The organism is Caballeronia arationis (assembly GCF_001544975.2).
Lineage (GTDB): Bacteria > Pseudomonadota > Gammaproteobacteria > Burkholderiales > Burkholderiaceae > Caballeronia > Caballeronia arationis.
This window is the reverse complement of the sequence record NZ_FCOG02000053.1, coordinates 27,530-42,765: the sequence shown is the minus strand read 5'-3', so window position 1 is coordinate 42,765 and position 15,236 is coordinate 27,530. Positions and strand designations below refer to the sequence as shown.

Annotated in this window: 16 protein-coding genes; 2 read left to right on the top strand and 14 right to left on the bottom strand. The window is 63.6% G+C overall.

Annotated features, from left to right (window positions below):
• From AWB81_RS25780 to AWB81_RS25755, 6 genes are all read right to left on the bottom strand, one after another.
• Positions 1-452 (bottom strand): acyl-CoA dehydrogenase family protein (locus AWB81_RS25780; RefSeq protein WP_200822547.1); only part of this gene is annotated, 452 nt, incomplete at its 3' end.
• A 76-nt stretch (positions 453-528) separates the two neighbouring features.
• Positions 529-1,464 carry an electron transfer flavoprotein subunit alpha/FixB family protein gene (locus AWB81_RS25775; RefSeq protein ID WP_062639371.1) on the bottom strand — a complete coding sequence of 312 codons (936 nt, stop codon included), beginning with the start codon at positions 1,462-1,464 and terminating at the stop codon, positions 529-531.
• Between the two features lie 14 nt (positions 1,465-1,478).
• A complete protein-coding gene (locus AWB81_RS25770; RefSeq protein ID WP_062639370.1) occupies positions 1,479-2,228 on the bottom strand; it encodes an electron transfer flavoprotein subunit beta/FixA family protein in 750 nt (249 codons plus the stop codon).
• Between the two features lie 195 nt (positions 2,229-2,423).
• Entirely contained in the window at positions 2,424-3,218 is a 795-nt protein-coding gene (locus AWB81_RS25765; RefSeq protein WP_062639369.1) for a MetQ/NlpA family ABC transporter substrate-binding protein, read from the bottom strand.
• 25 nt (positions 3,219-3,243) lie between these two features.
• The gene (locus AWB81_RS25760; protein WP_062639377.1) at positions 3,244-3,897 is read right to left on the bottom strand and encodes a methionine ABC transporter permease; all 654 of its coding nucleotides are present in this window, start codon (positions 3,895-3,897) and stop codon (positions 3,244-3,246) included.
• Complete coding sequence (locus AWB81_RS25755) at positions 3,887-4,921, bottom strand: methionine ABC transporter ATP-binding protein (protein ID WP_062639368.1); 1,035 nt, start codon at positions 4,919-4,921, stop codon at positions 3,887-3,889. Before AWB81_RS25755 ends, AWB81_RS25760 begins: the two co-directional genes overlap by 11 nt.
• Positions 4,922-5,165: 244 nt before the next feature.
• On the opposite strand from AWB81_RS25755, the gene AWB81_RS25750 reads away from it, so the two are divergent.
• Positions 5,166-6,017 carry an alpha/beta hydrolase gene (locus AWB81_RS25750; protein ID WP_062639376.1) on the top strand — a complete coding sequence of 284 codons (852 nt, stop codon included), beginning with the start codon at positions 5,166-5,168 and terminating at the stop codon, positions 6,015-6,017.
• 6 nt (positions 6,018-6,023) lie between these two features.
• Here AWB81_RS25750 and AWB81_RS25745 read toward each other — a convergent pair whose 3' ends face one another.
• The gene (locus AWB81_RS25745; RefSeq protein ID WP_062639367.1) at positions 6,024-6,947 is read right to left on the bottom strand and encodes a histone deacetylase family protein; all 924 of its coding nucleotides are present in this window, start codon (positions 6,945-6,947) and stop codon (positions 6,024-6,026) included.
• A gap of 226 nt (positions 6,948-7,173) precedes the next feature.
• Here AWB81_RS25745 and mltB point away from each other — a divergent pair, with 226 nt between their 5' ends.
• Positions 7,174-8,352: a lytic murein transglycosylase B gene (gene mltB, locus AWB81_RS25740; protein ID WP_062639366.1), complete on the top strand. Its 1,179-nt coding sequence runs from the start codon at positions 7,174-7,176 to the stop codon at positions 8,350-8,352.
• 84 nt (positions 8,353-8,436) lie between these two features.
• On the opposite strand, the gene cysM is transcribed toward mltB, so the two are convergent.
• The 7 genes from cysM to AWB81_RS25705 all read right to left on the bottom strand — a co-directional run bounded on the left by cysM (position 8,437) and on the right by AWB81_RS25705 (position 15,023).
• Positions 8,437-9,339, bottom strand: a complete 903-nt coding sequence (cysM, locus tag AWB81_RS25735; RefSeq protein ID WP_062639365.1) for a cysteine synthase CysM — start codon at positions 9,337-9,339, stop codon at positions 8,437-8,439.
• Positions 9,340-9,603: 264 nt separating this feature from the next.
• Positions 9,604-9,948 (bottom strand): ComEA family DNA-binding protein, encoded by a 345-nt coding sequence (locus AWB81_RS25730; protein ID WP_062639364.1) that lies wholly within the window; start codon positions 9,946-9,948, stop codon positions 9,604-9,606.
• Between the two features lie 84 nt (positions 9,949-10,032).
• Complete coding sequence (rfaD, locus tag AWB81_RS25725) at positions 10,033-11,028, bottom strand: ADP-glyceromanno-heptose 6-epimerase (protein WP_062639363.1); 996 nt, start codon at positions 11,026-11,028, stop codon at positions 10,033-10,035.
• Positions 11,029-11,035: 7 nt separating this feature from the next.
• On the bottom strand, positions 11,036-12,025 hold the full coding sequence (gene rfaE1 / locus AWB81_RS25720) for a D-glycero-beta-D-manno-heptose-7-phosphate kinase (protein WP_062639362.1): 990 nt from the start codon (positions 12,023-12,025) through the stop codon (positions 11,036-11,038).
• The gene (locus AWB81_RS25715) at positions 12,003-13,394 is read right to left on the bottom strand and encodes a UDP-glucose dehydrogenase family protein (RefSeq protein WP_062639361.1); all 1,392 of its coding nucleotides are present in this window, start codon (positions 13,392-13,394) and stop codon (positions 12,003-12,005) included. The genes rfaE1 and AWB81_RS25715 overlap by 23 nt, the downstream gene beginning before the upstream one ends.
• Before the next feature lie 90 nt (positions 13,395-13,484).
• Entirely contained in the window at positions 13,485-14,660 is a 1,176-nt protein-coding gene (gene lapB, locus AWB81_RS25710; RefSeq protein ID WP_062639360.1) for a lipopolysaccharide assembly protein LapB, read from the bottom strand.
• Positions 14,661-14,729: 69 nt separating this feature from the next.
• Entirely contained in the window at positions 14,730-15,023 is a 294-nt protein-coding gene (locus AWB81_RS25705) for a LapA family protein (protein ID WP_062639359.1), read from the bottom strand.
• Positions 15,024-15,236 lie beyond the last annotated feature (213 nt).

Genomic DNA, 15,236 nt, shown 5'->3' with positions numbered 1-15,236 from the left:
TTCGGCACGTAGAGCTGCTTTTGCGCATCGGTGCCGGCGGTCAGCAGCGCTTCGATCGCGCCATCCGTCAGAAGCGGGCACAGCGCGAACGACAGGTTCGCGGCGTTCAGCATCTCGATGCAGGGCGTGGCGATCAGCTTCGGCAGGCCCTGGCCGTCGTATTCGACCGGATGCATCACGCCCTGCCAGCCGCCCTCGGCGAACTGGCGAAACGCGTCCTTGAATCCGGGCGTGGTGGTGACTACGCCGTTGGACCACGTGCTCGGATTCTTGTCGCCTTCGAAATTGAGCGGCGCCAGCACTTCGCCGTTGAATTTGGCGGCTTCGTCGAGGACAGCCTGGGCGGTGTCGAGGTTCGCGTCTTCGAAACCCGGCAACGCCGCGACACTTTCCAGATCGGCAAGCTCCTTCATGACGAAGAGCATTTCCTTCACGGGCGCTGAGTAACTCATGTCTCCTCCTGCAGATGTGCAAAGGGGCGCCAACTTTCGTCGCGCCCCTTGTTTGTACTGCGTGCTTCGTGGCGGATCAGCCGAGTTCCTTTACCAACTCCGGCACGAGCGTGAACAGATCGCCGACGAGGCCGTAATCGGCGACACCGAAGATCGGGGCTTCTGCGTCCTTGTTGATCGCGACGATGACCTTGCTGTCCTTCATGCCGGCCAAATGTTGAATCGCACCCGAGATGCCGACTGCCACATACAACTGCGGCGCGACGATCTTGCCGGTTTGGCCCACCTGATAATCGTTCGGGACGAAGCCCGCATCGACTGCGGCACGCGATGCGCCGAGCGCAGCGCCGAGCTTGTCCGCCAGCGGTTCGAGCACCTTCGTGTAGTTCTCGCCATTGCCGAGACCGCGGCCACCCGACACGATGATGGTCGCGCTCGTCAACTCAGGGCGGTCCAGCTTCGTCAGTTCACGGCTGACGAACTGCGAAATGCCTGCGTCCGCTGCCGCTTCGATCTTCTCGACCGATGCGCTGCCACCTTCGGCTGCGACCGGATCGAAGCCCGTCGAACGCACGGTGATGACCTTGATCGGATCACCCGATTGCACCGTTGCGATGGCGTTGCCCGCGTAGATCGGGCGCTCGAAGGTGTCCGGTGCGACCACAGCCGTAATGTCGCTGATCTGGGCGACGTCGAGATGCGCAGCGATACGCGGCGCGATGTTTTTGCCGTAGGCCGTCGCGGGCGCGAGGATGTGCGAATAATCCTTCGCAATATTCAGCACCGTGCCGTCGATGTTCTCCGCCAGCCCGTCGGCGAGTTGCGGCGCATCGGCGAGCAGCACTTTCGATACACCTGCGATCTTCGCGGCTGCGTCTGCTGCGGCCTGCGCGTTCGAACCTGCCACGAGCACATGAACGTCGCCACCGATCTTCGAAGCAGCCGCAACCGTATTCAGCGTCGCTGCCTTGATCGATGCGTTGTCGTGTTCTGCAATTACCAGAATCGTCATTTTCGTCCGTCTCCTTACAGCACTTTGGCTTCGGTCTTGAGCTTCTCGACCAGCGTCTTCACGTCCGGCACCATCACGCCAGCGGAGCGCTTGGGCGGCTCGGCGACTTTCAGCGTCTTCAGACGCGGCGCGACATCGACGCCCAGATCCGCGGGCTTCAGCGTTTCCAAGGGCTTCTTCTTCGCCTTCATGATGTTCGGCAGCGTGACGTAGCGCGGTTCGTTCAGGCGCAGGTCAGTGGTGATGACTGCGGGCAACTCCAGCGAGAGCGTTTCCGAACCGCCATCGACTTCGCGCGCAACCGTCGCTTTGCCATCGGCAACAACCACTTTCGATGCAAACGTCGCCTGCGGCAACCCAGTCAACGCGGCCAGCATCTGACCGGTCTGATTCGAATCGTCGTCGATGGCTTGCTTGCCGAGGATCACCAGCTGAGGCTGTTCTTTATCCACGAGCGCTTTAAGAATCTTCGCGACCGCCAGCGGCTGCAATTCATCAGCCGATTCAACGAGAATCCCGCGATCCGCGCCGATCGCCATCGCCGTGCGCAGCGTCTCCTGACATTGCGTGACGCCGCACGAGACCGCGATCACTTCTGTCGCAATGCCGGCCTCCTTCAGCCGCACCGCTTCTTCCACAGCAATCTCATCGAACGGATTCATCGACATCTTCACGTTCGCGATATCGACGCCGCTTCCGTCCGACTTCACGCGAACCTTGACGTTGTAGTCGACCACTCTTTTCACTGGCACCAGGATTTTCATGCACACGCTCCAAAGTTACGATTACGTCAACCCAGCATCTCATTATACGAGCGACGCCTGCCCTCCGAACCACCTAATGGTTGAGAGCGGCCTCCGGGTTGCCGATCAATCAGCATTGACCGAATATTATCGAACGATCGTTCTATTTTAAATAGAAAGAAACCCGGGGTGCAACTCCACCCGAGTCCGGGCGCGTTACCACGCGGCGATCACCGCGCCCGCGTATTTGCCCTCGATGTACTGCTTCACTTCCAGCGAGTGATACGCCGCGACCAGTTTGGCGACCCACGGTTTGTCCTTGTCAGCGGCGCGAATCGCGATGATGTTCGCGTACGGCCCCTTCGGATCTTCGATCGCGATCGCATCCGATTTCGGCTTCAGACCCGCTTCCATTGCGAAGTTCGTGTTGATCGCGGCGGCATCGACGTCGCCGAGCGAGCGTGGAATCTGCGCCGCGTCGAGTTCGACGATCTTCAGCTTCTTCGGGTTGTCCACGACGTCGAGCGGCGTCGCCTTCAAGCCCGCATCCGCACGCAATTTCAGCAAGCCCTGCTTTTGCAGCAGCAGCAACGCGCGGCCGCCGTTGGTCGGATCGTTCGGCACCGCGATACGCGCACCCGGCTGCAGTTCGGCGAGCGACTTGATCTTCTTCGAATAGATGCCCATCGGGAACGTCACCGTGTCGGCGAGCTTGATCAGCTTGTAGCCGCGATCCTTCACCTGTGCGTCGAGATAAGGCGCGTGCTGGTAGCTGTTCGCGTCGAGATCGCCGGCGGCGAGCGCGGCGTTCGGCTGCACGTAGTCGGAGAATTCGACGACCGTGATCTTCAGCCCGTTCTTCGCGGCGACCTGTTTCACGACTTCCATGATCTGCGCGTGCGGGCCGCCGGTGACGCCCATCTTGATGGCTTCATCGGCGTGGGCGACGCCCGCGAACAGCGTGACGGCGGAAAGCGCGGCGGCAAACTTGAGAATGAATCGACGTTGCATGGTTTTTTTGATGAGTGAGTAAACGTTATTTGTGGCTCAGGCGCCGCACGAGCCAGTCGCCGAACGACTGCACGAGCTGCACGAACACGATCAGGATCACAACGACTGTCAGCATCACTTCCGGCAGAAACCGCTGGTAGCCGTAGCGGATGCCGAGGTCGCCGAGACCGCCGCCGCCGATCGCGCCCGCCATCGCCGAATAGCCGACGAGCGACACGAACGTGATGGTCAGCCCCGCGACGACGCCCGGCAGCGACTCCGGCAGCAGCACCTTGAAGACAATCTGGCTCGTGGTCGCGCCCATCGCCTGTGCCGCTTCGATCAGGCCGCGATCGACTTCGCGCAGCGCGGTCTCGACGAGCCGCGCGATGAACGGCGCAGCGGCAATGGTGAGCGGAACGACGGCAGCAGCCGTGCCGATCGACGAGCCGACTACGAGCCGCGTGAACGGAATCACCGCGACGAGCAGAATGATGAACGGCGTCGAACGCACCGCATTGACGACGCCGCCGAGCACGCGATTCACCGCGAGGTTCCGCAACACGCCGTCGCGATCGGTGAGATAGAGCAGCACGCCGAGCGGCAGCCCGACCGCGGCGCCGACGAGTCCCGAGATGCCCACCATCACGAGCGTTTCCCAGAACGACTGCACGAACATGTCGAACATTTCACTCAACATACGAAAGCTCCTCCACCACCACACCCTGTTCGCGCAGATAGGCAATCGCCTCTGCAACCTTCACCGGCTGGCCGCCCGCGAGCACGGCGAGCGAGCCGAACGCCTGGCCCTGAATCTCGTCGATCTGGCCGTGCAGGATGTTGAAATCGAGTTCGTAGCGGCGAATCGTCTCCGAGAGGATCGGCTGGTCGACGCCCGAGCCGGTGAACGCGAGCCGCAGCAAATGGCCGCTGCCCGTCTTGAGCCGCTCGGCGACACGCTGCTTCATTGCGGGCGGCAGTTCGTGCGCGATCACGTCGCCGATCAGCGCGCGCGTGACTTCGTGATGCGGCTGCATGAACACATCGACGACATTGCCCTCTTCCACGACGCGCCCCGCATCGAGCACGGCGACGCGGTCGCAGACCTGCTTGATGACGTCCATCTGGTGCGTGATCAGCACGATCGTCAGGCCGAGTTCGCGATTGATCTTGCGCAGCAGGTCGAGAATCGCGCGCGTGGTTTCGGGATCGAGCGCGGACGTGGCTTCGTCGGAGAGCAGCACTTTCGGCTTGCTCGCGAGCGCCCGCGCGATGCCGACGCGCTGCTTTTGCCCGCCGCTGATCTGCGCCGGATAACGGTCGCGCTGCGTGGTGAGGCCGACGAGATCGAGCAGTGGCGCGACGGTCGACTCGATCTCGGCGCGCTTCATGCCGGCGAGTTCGAGCGGCAGCGCGACGTTGTCGAATACCGTGCGCGACGAGAGCAGGTTGAAATGCTGGAAGATCATGCCGATGTCGCGCCGCGCTGCGCGCAACTCGGGCGGCCCGAGCGTGGTGAGATCGCGTCCGTCGACGATCACGCTGCCTTCGCTCGGCCGCGTCAGGAGATTGATGGTGCGGACCAGCGTGCTCTTGCCGGCGCCGCTGCGGCCGATGATGCCGAACACTTCGCCGGCGGGAATCGTCAGATTGACGTTGTGCAGCGCTTCGACCCAACCCCGTGGTCCCGCGAAACGCTGCGACAGATTGCGTATTTCGATCATGTAAATGCAAACGGCGGGAGGCTCCGTGCGGGTATCGCAGGAGCCGGCCGCCGTGGGAAGTTCTTAGTCTTAATCCCAAATTTTACCGCAGCCGCCTCATTCGGTTTAATAATGATTTTTGCGTGCGTCATAACTGGCCGACATTAAAGATGCGTCTGGCCGGCTCGCTTTATCATCGCTGTCATCTCGAATCGTCGGGCTTCTCATGAGCACTCCCGGGCGCAGCACCTACTCCACCAGCAGGATTACGACGCGTCAGGGCGTTGAACTGTTCCTCCATCGCTGGCAGCCGGCGACCGTCGACGGACGGCCGGTCGCGCGGATCGCGCTCGTGCATGGTCTCGCCGAACACGCGCAGCGTTACGACGCGTTCGCAATGCGCCTGAACGCCGCGGGCATCGAACTGATCGCGGTGGATTTGCGCGGGCACGGGAAGTCGTCGGGCGAACGGGTGTGGATCGAGCAATTCGACGACTTTCTGCTCGACGCCGACGTGCTGGTCGAAGCCGCCGAAACCGCGCCGCCGGCAAACGTGCCGCTCTTTCTGATGGGCCACAGCATGGGTGGCGCGATCGCGGCGCTCTATGTGGCCGAGCGCTCGGCAAAACGCAAGCTCGCGGGCCTGATCCTGTCGAGCGCCGCGCTCGAACCAGGCCACGACGTGCCGCGCTGGAAACTGGCGATGGGCCGGATCATCAGCCGGTTGAGGCCGCGCTTTCCCGCGCTGACCATCGATTCCGCGCTGTTGTCGCGCGCGCCTGGCGTCGTGGAGGCGAACCGGCGCGATCCGCTCGTGCATCACGGCGCGATTCCCGCGCGCACCGGCGCGGAACTCGTCGCGGCGATGGCGCGCATCGCGGCGAAGCGAGCGTCGATCACGCTGCCGGTGCTGATCTTCCACGGCAGCGCCGACAAGCTCACCGAACCCGACGGCAGCCGCAAGTTCGACGCGAACATCGGCTCGACCGACAGCACGCTGCTGATGATCGACGGAAGCTATCACGAGACGCTGAACGATCTCGACCGTGACCGCGTGATCCGCGAGCTGATCGACTGGACGCTCGTGCGCGCAGATCTGGCGCGCTCGAAGTTGTAGACGCGGCTAGATGCCTGCGAGCGCCCGCACGTGCGCGACGACGCTCCGTCCGAGCGCCGACAGGTTGTACCCGCCTTCCAGCGAACTCACGATGCGCCCCTTCGCGTGCTTTTCCGCCACCGCGCGAATCTGCTCGGTGAGCCAGGTGTAGTCGTCCTCGACGAGGCCCATGTTGCCGAGATCGTCCTCGCGATGCGCGTCGAAGCCCGCCGATACGAAGATCATCTCCGGCTTGAACGCGTTGAGCCGCGGCAGCCACAGCATGTCGACCGCCTCGCGCACCGCCATGCCCTTGCTGTACGCGGGCATCGGCACGTTCACCATGTTCGGCGCGTGACTGTCGGCGCCGGTGTACGGATAGAACGGATGCTGGAAGAAGCTGCACATCAGCACGCGCGGATCGCCCGAAAAAGCGGCTTCCGTGCCGTTGCCGTGATGCACGTCGAAGTCGATGATCGCGACGCGTTGCAGCCCGTGCACCTCCAGCGCGTGGCGCGCGGCAACAGCGATGTTGTTGAAGAAGCAGAAGCCCATCGCGCGGGCCGGCTCGGCGTGATGTCCCGGCGGGCGCACGCTGCAGAACGCGTTGTCGAAGCGGCCTTCGATCACGGCATCGGTCGCCGCGATCGCCGCGCCCGCCGCTCGCAACGCGGCCTGGTAGGAATGCGGACACATCGTCGTGTCCGGATCGATCTCGGCGCGCCCTTCGAGCGGCTGCCGATGCTTGATGAAGTCGATATGCGCCTGCGTGTGCACGCGCGCGAGTTCTGCTTCGTCGGCGAGCGGCGCGTCTTCGCGCTCGATCAGCGCATCGATGCGGCTCGCGATCAGTTGATCTTCGATCGCCTGCAGACGGCCCGGGCATTCGGGATGCCACGGACCCATGTCGTGGAGGAGGCAGTCTGGATGGGAATAGAAGCCGGTCGCCATGATCGTTCTCGGCGGCCCGCCTGGCGCCGGGTCCGCCTGTCTCGTGTCTTTTCGTCATACGCGCGACCACATGCCGCGCGATTGACGTTAAGTTACCACACCGTTTAACCACACCGTTATTCAGCCATGCGTGGCAGTCTTCTTGCGGGCTCCCGGCCAGGAGGCGTCGGTTATACTGCCCCGACTGTCCGACGCACTGCCACACACCGTCACAACAACGCACACCATGACCTTCAAGTTTGCCCCGCTTGCTCTGCCGGACGCGTTCAAGCCTCATTCCTTCGCTTCCGTCGTTTCCAGGGCTGTCGTCGTTTTTGCGCTCGGCGGCCTCGTCGCCGCGAATGCCTTTGCTCAGTCCCAGCCGCAAACCCCGACGCAGCAAGGGCAAATCTTCGAGGAAGAAATCGTTCCGCAGCGCTACGCGAACAACCCGAATGTCGATGCGTTCATCAACGACATGGTCGCCCGCTACGATTTCGATTCGAGCGCGCTGCACGATCTCTTCAACCGGGTCAGCTATTCGGCGACGGCGGTCAAGCTCGTACTGCCCGCGCCGACTCCTTCGGTCAAGAACTGGCGCGTGTACCAGTCGCGCTTCATCGAGCCGGTCCGCATCAACGCGGGCGTGAAGTTCTGGCGCGCCAACCAGGCGACCTTGCAGCGCGCGTCGGAGCAGTTTGGCGTGCCGCCGGAGGTGATCGTCGGGATCATCGGCGTGGAGACGATCTACGGCCGCTACATGGGCAACTTCCGCGCGCTCGACGCGCTCACGACGCTCACCTTCGACTACCCGAACACGCCGAACCGCGCGGAGCGGCAGGCGACGTTCCGCAAGAACCTCGAAGACCTGCTCGTGTGGACGCGCGACGCGCAGATCGATCCGGCCACCGTGCTCGGCTCGTACACCGGCGCGATCGGGATTCCGCAGTTCCTGCCGAGCAGCATCGTCCAGTACGCGGTGGATTACGACGGCAATAGCCACATCGACTTGCGCACGAGCCAGGCCGATGCGATCGGCAGCGTGGCGAACTATCTGAACAAGCACGGCTGGGAAGCGGGCCGTCCGGTCGTGTGGCGCATCGCCGGCGACGAAGGCAGCCAGGGCATCGCGCAGGCCGGCGCCGACGGTCAGCCGGAACCGCGCTGGTCGCTCGCGCAGTTGCTCAAGGCGGGCATGCTGCTCAACGAGCCGGGACTGAACGTCGCGGCGGAAGCCGGCACACCGGTAACGGTCGTCGATTTGCCGACACCCGGCCGCCCCACCGAATACACGCTCGGCACGCGCAATTTCTATGTGCTCACGCGCTACAACCGCAGCTTCTTCTACGCGCTCGCGGTTTATCAACTGGGCGAAGCCGTCAAGGCGCGGATTGCAGCAGGCGACAGCGGCACAGCGGTGCAATGAAGCGTTAGTCCTTACCGCGAGCGGTCAAACGCAAAAGGCCGTTCCGACGCAGTCGGAACGGCCTTTTACATTGCGCGCCGAAAATCAGGCGGGAAACACGCCCGTCGACAGATAGCGGTCGCCCCGGTCGCAGACGATGAACACGATCGTCGCGTTCTCCACCTGGCGCGCGATGCGTAGCGCGACTTCGCACGCACCGCCCGACGAAATGCCGCTAAAAATGCCTTCAACTGATGCCATCCTGCGCGCCATCGCTTCCGACGCGGCCTGGCTCACGTTCTCGACGCGGTCGACGCGGCTGCGGTCGAAAATTTTCGGGAGATAGGCTTCCGGCCATTTGCGGATGCCCGGAATGCGCGAGCCCTCTTCCGGCTGCGCGCCGATGATCTCGATCGTTTCGTTCTTTTCCTTCAGGTATTGCGACACGCCCATGATCGTACCGGTCGTGCCCATTGCCGAGACGAAATGCGTGATGCGCCCTTCGGTCTGGCTCCACAGTTCGGGACCGGTGGTCTCGTAGTGCGCGAGCGGGTTGTCCGGGTTCGCGAACTGGTCGAGGATGATGCCACGGCCTTCGCGCTGCATCTGCTCGGCGAGATCGCGTGCGTATTCCATGCCGCCCGTCACGGGCGTGAGCATGATCTGCGCGCCATAGGCGGACATGCTCTGGCGCCGCTCGACCGACAGGTCCTCCGGCATCAGCAGCACCATCTTGTAACCGCGCACGGCTGCCGCCATCGCGAGCGCGATGCCCGTGTTGCCGCTGGTCGCTTCGATCAGCGTGTCGCCGGGCTTGATGCGGCCGCGCTCTTCCGCCTTCTTGATCATCGAGAGCGCCGGGCGGTCCTTCACCGAGCCCGCCGGATTGTTGCCTTCCAGCTTGCCGAGAACCACGTTGTTGCGGTTGCGAATCTCGTCGTCGACGAGGCGGACGAGCTCCACGAGCGGCGTGTTGCCGATCGTGTCTTCGATTGTCATGTAAGCCATAAGTGGTGCGTTTTGCGATGCGGGGAATCCAACGATTGTAGCCCAGCGGTCCTTTCGACGCCGGCCGGCCCTATCGGCCACAGGGATTGCGGGCCGATCGCACGGCGATCAAAGTCAAAAAGCCCGCGGCAAACACCGCGGGAGCCAAGCACCTGATGGCTGAAGGAGCCTTGTCCTCCAACTTGCGCAACCCTTTGACCAGGAACGACAACGAGAGCGGCGCACGGACCGACCGGCGCGTCGGCTGCGTGCGCCGCGCCCCGCCTATTTCTTCACGACGACAGGCTGCCCCGCCGCGGTCGCCGTGAATGCAGCCGAGCCCGGATGAAGAGCGGCGGCCGTCTTGCTGGCCGACCCGATCGTGAGACCCTCGGCCTGCAGGCGTTCGACCGTCTTGCCGCCCATGCCTTTCACGCGCTTGCTGAGTTCGGCGGCGTCCTTGAACGGGCCGTGTGCTTCGCGTTCGTCGAGAATGGCTTTGGCTTTTGCCGGGCCAATGCCCTTGATGCCGCGCAACGCATCGGTGTTGGCGGTGTTGACGTCGACGGCCGCGAACGCGGAACCGATCGACATGGCGAGCGCGAACGCTGCGATTACTTTCTTGATCATCTGAGTCTCCCTTGAGAACCGTGAGGAACCGGTCAGCGTCGCTCGCTGACCGTGAGACCCAGTTTAAAAAAACGATCCGTGCTTTTATAGCTGGCCGAATAGCCAACGCACGTAGCGATCGACGCCTTCCTGCACGCTCAGAAACGGCGCGTCGTAGCCCGCCGCGCGCAGCTTCGACTGATCGGCCTGCGTGAAGCACTGATACTTGCCGCGCAGCGCGTCCGGGAACGGGATGTACTCGATCAGCCCACGCTGCACGAGTTCGGCGAGCGACAGCGTCGTCGCCTCGCCTTCGATCGCACGCAGCGAGTTCACCACCGTCGATGCAATGTCGTTGAACGGCTGCGCGCGCCCCGTGCCGAGATTGAAGATGCCCGACTTCTCCGGATGATCGAGGAAGAAGAGGTTCACCTTCACCACGTCCTCCACCGAGACGAAATCGCGCGTCTGCTCGCCCGCCGCGTAACCGTTGTATTCGCCGAAGAGCTTGACCTTGCCTTCGGCGCGGAACTGGTTGAAGTTGTGAAACGCCACCGACGCCATGCGCGCCTTGTGCGTCTCGCGCGGCCCGTACACGTTGAAATAGCGAAAGCCGACGATCTGCGTCCTGGCCTTCGGAAGCGTCTGGCGCACGATCTGGTCGAAGAGGAATTTCGAATAGCCGTAGACGTTCAGCGGCTTCTCCAATTCGCGTTCCTCGACGAAGAGGCTTGACCCGCCATACGTCGCCGCCGACGATGCATACAGGAACTGCACGCCCTGCTCCATGCACGCGTCCATCACGTCGCGGCTGTAGCGGAAGTTGTTGTCCATCATGTAGCGGCCGTCGGTTTCCATCGTGTCCGAACAGGCGCCTTCGTGGAACACCGCGCGCACCTTGCCGAAATCGCCGCGCTTGAAGCGCTCGACGAACTCGGTCTTGTCGAGATAGTCGTCGATCTCGCAATCGACGAGATTCTTGAACTTGTCGGCGCGCGTCAGGTTGTCGACCGCGATCACGCGCTGCTCGCCGCGATCGTTGAGCGCCTTCACGATGTTGCTGCCGATGAACCCGGCCGCGCCGGTGACGATGATGGTCATGGTAATCTCAAGCGAAAAGTTCGTTGTAGTCGACGGTGGCCGTGCCCAGCTTGCCGACGACGATGCCCGCCGCCCGGTTCGCGTACACGATCGAGTCGATCAGCGGCACGCCCGCGCCGAGCATGGTCGCGACCGTCGCGATGACGGTGTCGCCCGCGCCGGACACATCGTAGACTTCGCGCGCGTCGGCCTGCGTGTGCACCACGCGATTGTCCGTGAAGAGCGTCATGCCTTCTTCCGAGCGCGTGAGCAGCAACGCGTCGAATTCGAGTTCACTGCGCAGCTTCGCGACGCGCTCGTGCAAATCCTCCTCCGACTTCCACTGCCCGACCACTTCGCGCAATTCCGCGCGGTTCGGCGTGATGAGCGTGGCGCCGCGATAACGGTCCCAGTCGTCGCCCTTCGGATCGACGAGCACCGGCTTGCCCGCACGTTTCGCGTCCGCGATCATTTGCGTGACGTGGGTCAAGCCGCCCTTGGCGTAATCCGACATCAGGATGACGTCGTGTTGCGGCAGCAAGTCGCCGAAGCGCGCGAGGCACGCACGCAGCACTTCGTGCGTCGGCGAGTTCTCGAAATCGACGCGCAGCAGTTGCTGCTGGCGCGACAGCACGCGGAGTTTGATCGTCGTGAGCAGTTCGGGGTCGCGCTCCAGGTACGCTGCGACTTTGCTCTCGCCGAGCAGCTCGACCACGCGCTCGCCCGGCTCGTCGTGCCCGACGACGCAAAGCAGCCCCGCCTGCGCGCCCAGCGCCGCCGCGTTGCGCGCGACGTTCGCCGCGCCGCCCAGACGGTCTTCCTTCTTCTGCACGTGCACGACCGGCACGGGCGCTTCCGGCGAGATGCGGTCGACGTTGCCGAACCAGTAGCGGTCGAGCATCACATCGCCGACGACCAGGACGCGCGCCGCCGAAATGCGCGCGCGCGGCACCACCGGAATGGGCGCTTGCTTGCCTGACTGTTCGGGCTTCTGATCAGGCGCCGTCGAGTTCGACATGGGGACGTCCTATCGCGTAATAGTCGATGCCGAGTTCGGCCATCGCTTCGGGTTCGTACAGGTTGCGGCCATCGAAGACGACCGGCATTTTCAGCTCACTCTTCAGATGAGCGAAATCGGGACTCTTGAACTCCTTCCACTCGGTGACAATCACGAGCGCGTCGGCGCCGGGCAGCGCTTCCTTCTGCGAGGTCACGAACGTGAGGCGCTTCAGGTCGTCGGGGCGGCCCGCGAGATCGAGTGCGAACACGCGCTGCGCTTCGTCGAGCGCCACGGGGTCGTACGCGCGCACCGTCGCGCCGCGCGAAAGCAGCGCCGCGATCAGGCGCCGGCTCGACGCCTCGCGCATGTCGTCCGTGTTCGGCTTGAACGCGAGGCCCCAGACCGCGAACGTGCGGCCGCGCAGGTCTTCGCCCATGCACTTCGTGATCTTGTTCACGAGCACTTCCTTCTGCGCGTCGTTCACTTCCTCGACCGATTCGAGAATGCGCAGCCGATGGCCGTTCTCACGCGCCGTCTGCACGAGCGCCTGCACGTCCTTCGGGAAGCACGAGCCGCCGTAGCCGCAGCCCGCATACAGAAAGTGGTAGCCGATGCGAGGATCGGAGCCGATCCCGCGACGCACCGCTTCGATGTCCGCGCCGACGGTGTCCGCCAGGTTCGACAAGTCGTTCATGAACGAGATGCGCGTCGCGAGCATCGCGTTGGCCGCGTACTTCGTGAACTCCGCCGAACGCACGTCCATGTACAGCGTGCGTTCGTGATTGCGGTTGAACGGCGCATAGAGCCGCTTCATCTTTTCGCGCGCGCTGCTGCCGGCTTCGTCGTCGTCGAGACCGATCACGATCCGGTCCGGGCGCATGAAGTCGTCGACCGCGGCGCCTTCCTTCAGGAACTCCGGATTCGACACGACCGAAAAGCCGTGCTTGTCCGACGTATCGAGCCCGCGCGCCTTCAGTTCTTCCCCGACGACCCTGCGCACCTGGAGCGCCGTACCGACCGGCACCGTCGACTTGTCGACGATCACCTTGAAGCCGTTCGAATAGCGGCCGATATTGCGCGCCGCCGCGAGCACGTATTGCAGGTCAGCGGAACCGTCTTCGTCGGGCGGCGTGCCGACCGCGATGAACTGGATTTCGCCGTGCTTCACGCTCGCTTCGACGTCCGTCGAGAACTGGATGCGGCCGGCCGCGCGCGTGCGCTTCAGGATTTCGAGCAGGCCCGGTTCGTGAATCGGCACGCCGCCGTTGTTGAGGATTTCGATCTTGCGCGGGTCGACGTCGACGCAAAACACGTCGTGGCCGATTTCAGCAAGGCACGCGCCGGTCACCAGACCGACGTAACCCGTGCCGACGATGGTAATTTTCATACGCGTTCCGGTTGTTCTGAGGATGCCGGCAGGGGCGCGGCCAAGTGTCGGCCCGAGTGCCTCTTGCCGGCAGGCTTGCCGCTCGCGTTGTCAGGCCGAAGCCGTGATCGGCTCGACGCGGCGCGGCGCATACGTTTCCCAGCCGCTACAGCCGGGACATTGCCAGTAGAAAAGACGTGCGCGGAAACCACAAGTTTGACACGTATAACGCGGCAGGTTCTTGGTGCGCTGTTTGACAAGCGTGCGCATCAGTTGCAGTTCGCCGCGCCGCGGTTCCTCGGCGACTGCTTCCTGCGCTTCGAGCAGACGCGTCATGCCCGCGAGATTCGGCGAGCTTTGCATCTGCTTGCGCGCGAGCGCGTGCGCGGCGTCAAGGCCGCGTAGCACCTCGACGTGCTTGAACGCGACGTCGAGCAGATCGTTCGACGGATAGCGGTTCACATAGTCGGTCAGCAGATCGACTCCTTCTTCCGCGCGGTCGAGCGCGCTGTACGCGTTCATCAGCTTCTCGGCGACGAGCGGCAGATAAGCCGCATTCTGCTCCTCGACGCGCTTCCAGCACGCGATCGCGCTGACGAGATTGCCGGCAGCCGCATCGACGTCGCCCGAGAGGATGGTCGCGCGCACATTGTCCGGGTTCGCTTCGAGCGCCAGTTTCAGCTCGGCACGGGCGTCGTCGGGGTTTTTGCGCTGCAGCGCTTCCTGCGCGAGTTCGCAGTGGAAGTGCGCGATTTCCCTCGTGAGCGTCGGCGCGCCCATTTTCTCGATGCGCTCGGCCGTCACGATCGACTTCGGCCAGTCTTTCTCGATTTCGTAGATGGTCAAGAGCGCGCGCTGGGCGCCCAGCGCGTACTCGCCCGCTTCGAGCGAGCGGAACGTTTCCTCGGCGCGGTCGAGCAGGCCCGCCTTCAGGAAGTCCTGGCCGAGTTCGAAGAGCGCGTGGTCGCGCTCGGCGGCAGGCAGGTCAGCGCGGCTCAGCAGGTTCTGATGCACCCGGATCGCGCGGTCGGTCTCGCCGCGCCGGCGAAACAGGTTGCCGAGCGCAAAGTGCAATTCGATGGTTTCGGGATCGAGCTTCGCGACTTCGATGAAAGCGTCGATCGCCTTGTCGTGCTGCTCGTTGAGCAGGAAGTTGAGGCCGCGGAAGTACGAGCGCGGCAGATTCGCGTTTTCGGACAGCAGCGTTTTCAGGTCATAGCGCGATGCCATCCAGCCGAGTGCAAAAGCGACAGGAATGACAAGCAGCCACCAGAAGTCGAGATCCATGCGATGCGAATAGTCGGTGAGTCGGGTTTGAGGTTGCCGGCGCAGTGGTGCATGGCCGGCGATGACCGGTCAGATGAGCGGCGGCATCGGCGGTTCTTCCACCGCCACCGGCTGCTCGCGCGCAATGCGCAGTTCGCGCTTCAGCCGGCCGTTTTCCATGCGCAGGCGGAACATCGCAGGCAGCGCGGACACGAGCCCCGCCAGCAAGCCGACGACAAAAAATGCCAGGCCGATCAGGATCAGCGGCGCCTGCCAGACATAGACGGCGAGGAATTTGAGTTCCGCGGTCTGCGTGTTGGCGAGCGCCAGGACCAGCAGCAGGACGAAGACGAGAACGCGGATCAGCCAGACAAAAAATTTCATGGAGACTCTCTCGACGGCGGTGGCGGACGGCATCGGTTTGACTGCGCGCGTGAATCCGCGCGAGCGACGACCCGGGCCGAAAGTGACCGGTATTGTAATTGATGCGTATCCCCGGCAGTGCAACGGGTGACGGCCGGTAAGAGTGAAACGGCATCGCCTGCTGCAGCAAGAGTCGAACCCATGCGCGCCGCAGTCGACGCATTCGAAAGTGAC

Bases quoted from the DNA above. Each gene is read 5' to 3' on its own strand.
- AWB81_RS25775 (WP_062639371.1), bottom strand. From the start codon at position 1,464: ATGACGATTCTGGTAATTGCAGAACACGACAACGCATCGATCAAGGCA.
- AWB81_RS25770 (WP_062639370.1), bottom strand. From the start codon at position 2,228: ATGAAAATCCTGGTGCCAGTGAAAAGAGTGGTCGACTACAACGTCAAG.
- AWB81_RS25765 (WP_062639369.1), bottom strand. From the start codon at position 3,218: ATGCAACGTCGATTCATTCTCAAGTTTGCCGCCGCGCTTTCCGCCGTC.
- AWB81_RS25760 (WP_062639377.1), bottom strand. From the start codon at position 3,897: ATGTTGAGTGAAATGTTCGACATGTTCGTGCAGTCGTTCTGGGAAACG.
- AWB81_RS25755 (WP_062639368.1), bottom strand. From the start codon at position 4,921: ATGATCGAAATACGCAATCTGTCGCAGCGTTTCGCGGGACCACGGGGT.
- AWB81_RS25745 (WP_062639367.1), bottom strand. From the start codon at position 6,947: ATGGCGACCGGCTTCTATTCCCATCCAGACTGCCTCCTCCACGACATG.
- mltB (WP_062639366.1), top strand. From the start codon at position 7,174: ATGACCTTCAAGTTTGCCCCGCTTGCTCTGCCGGACGCGTTCAAGCCT.
- cysM (WP_062639365.1), bottom strand. From the start codon at position 9,339: ATGGCTTACATGACAATCGAAGACACGATCGGCAACACGCCGCTCGTG.
- AWB81_RS25730 (WP_062639364.1), bottom strand. From the start codon at position 9,948: ATGATCAAGAAAGTAATCGCAGCGTTCGCGCTCGCCATGTCGATCGGT.
- rfaD (WP_062639363.1), bottom strand. From the start codon at position 11,028: ATGACCATCATCGTCACCGGCGCGGCCGGGTTCATCGGCAGCAACATC.
- rfaE1 (WP_062639362.1), bottom strand. From the start codon at position 12,025: ATGTCGAACTCGACGGCGCCTGATCAGAAGCCCGAACAGTCAGGCAAG.
- AWB81_RS25715 (WP_062639361.1), bottom strand. From the start codon at position 13,394: ATGAAAATTACCATCGTCGGCACGGGTTACGTCGGTCTGGTGACCGGC.
- lapB (WP_062639360.1), bottom strand. From the start codon at position 14,660: ATGGATCTCGACTTCTGGTGGCTGCTTGTCATTCCTGTCGCTTTTGCA.
- AWB81_RS25705 (WP_062639359.1), bottom strand. From the start codon at position 15,023: ATGAAATTTTTTGTCTGGCTGATCCGCGTTCTCGTCTTCGTCCTGCTG.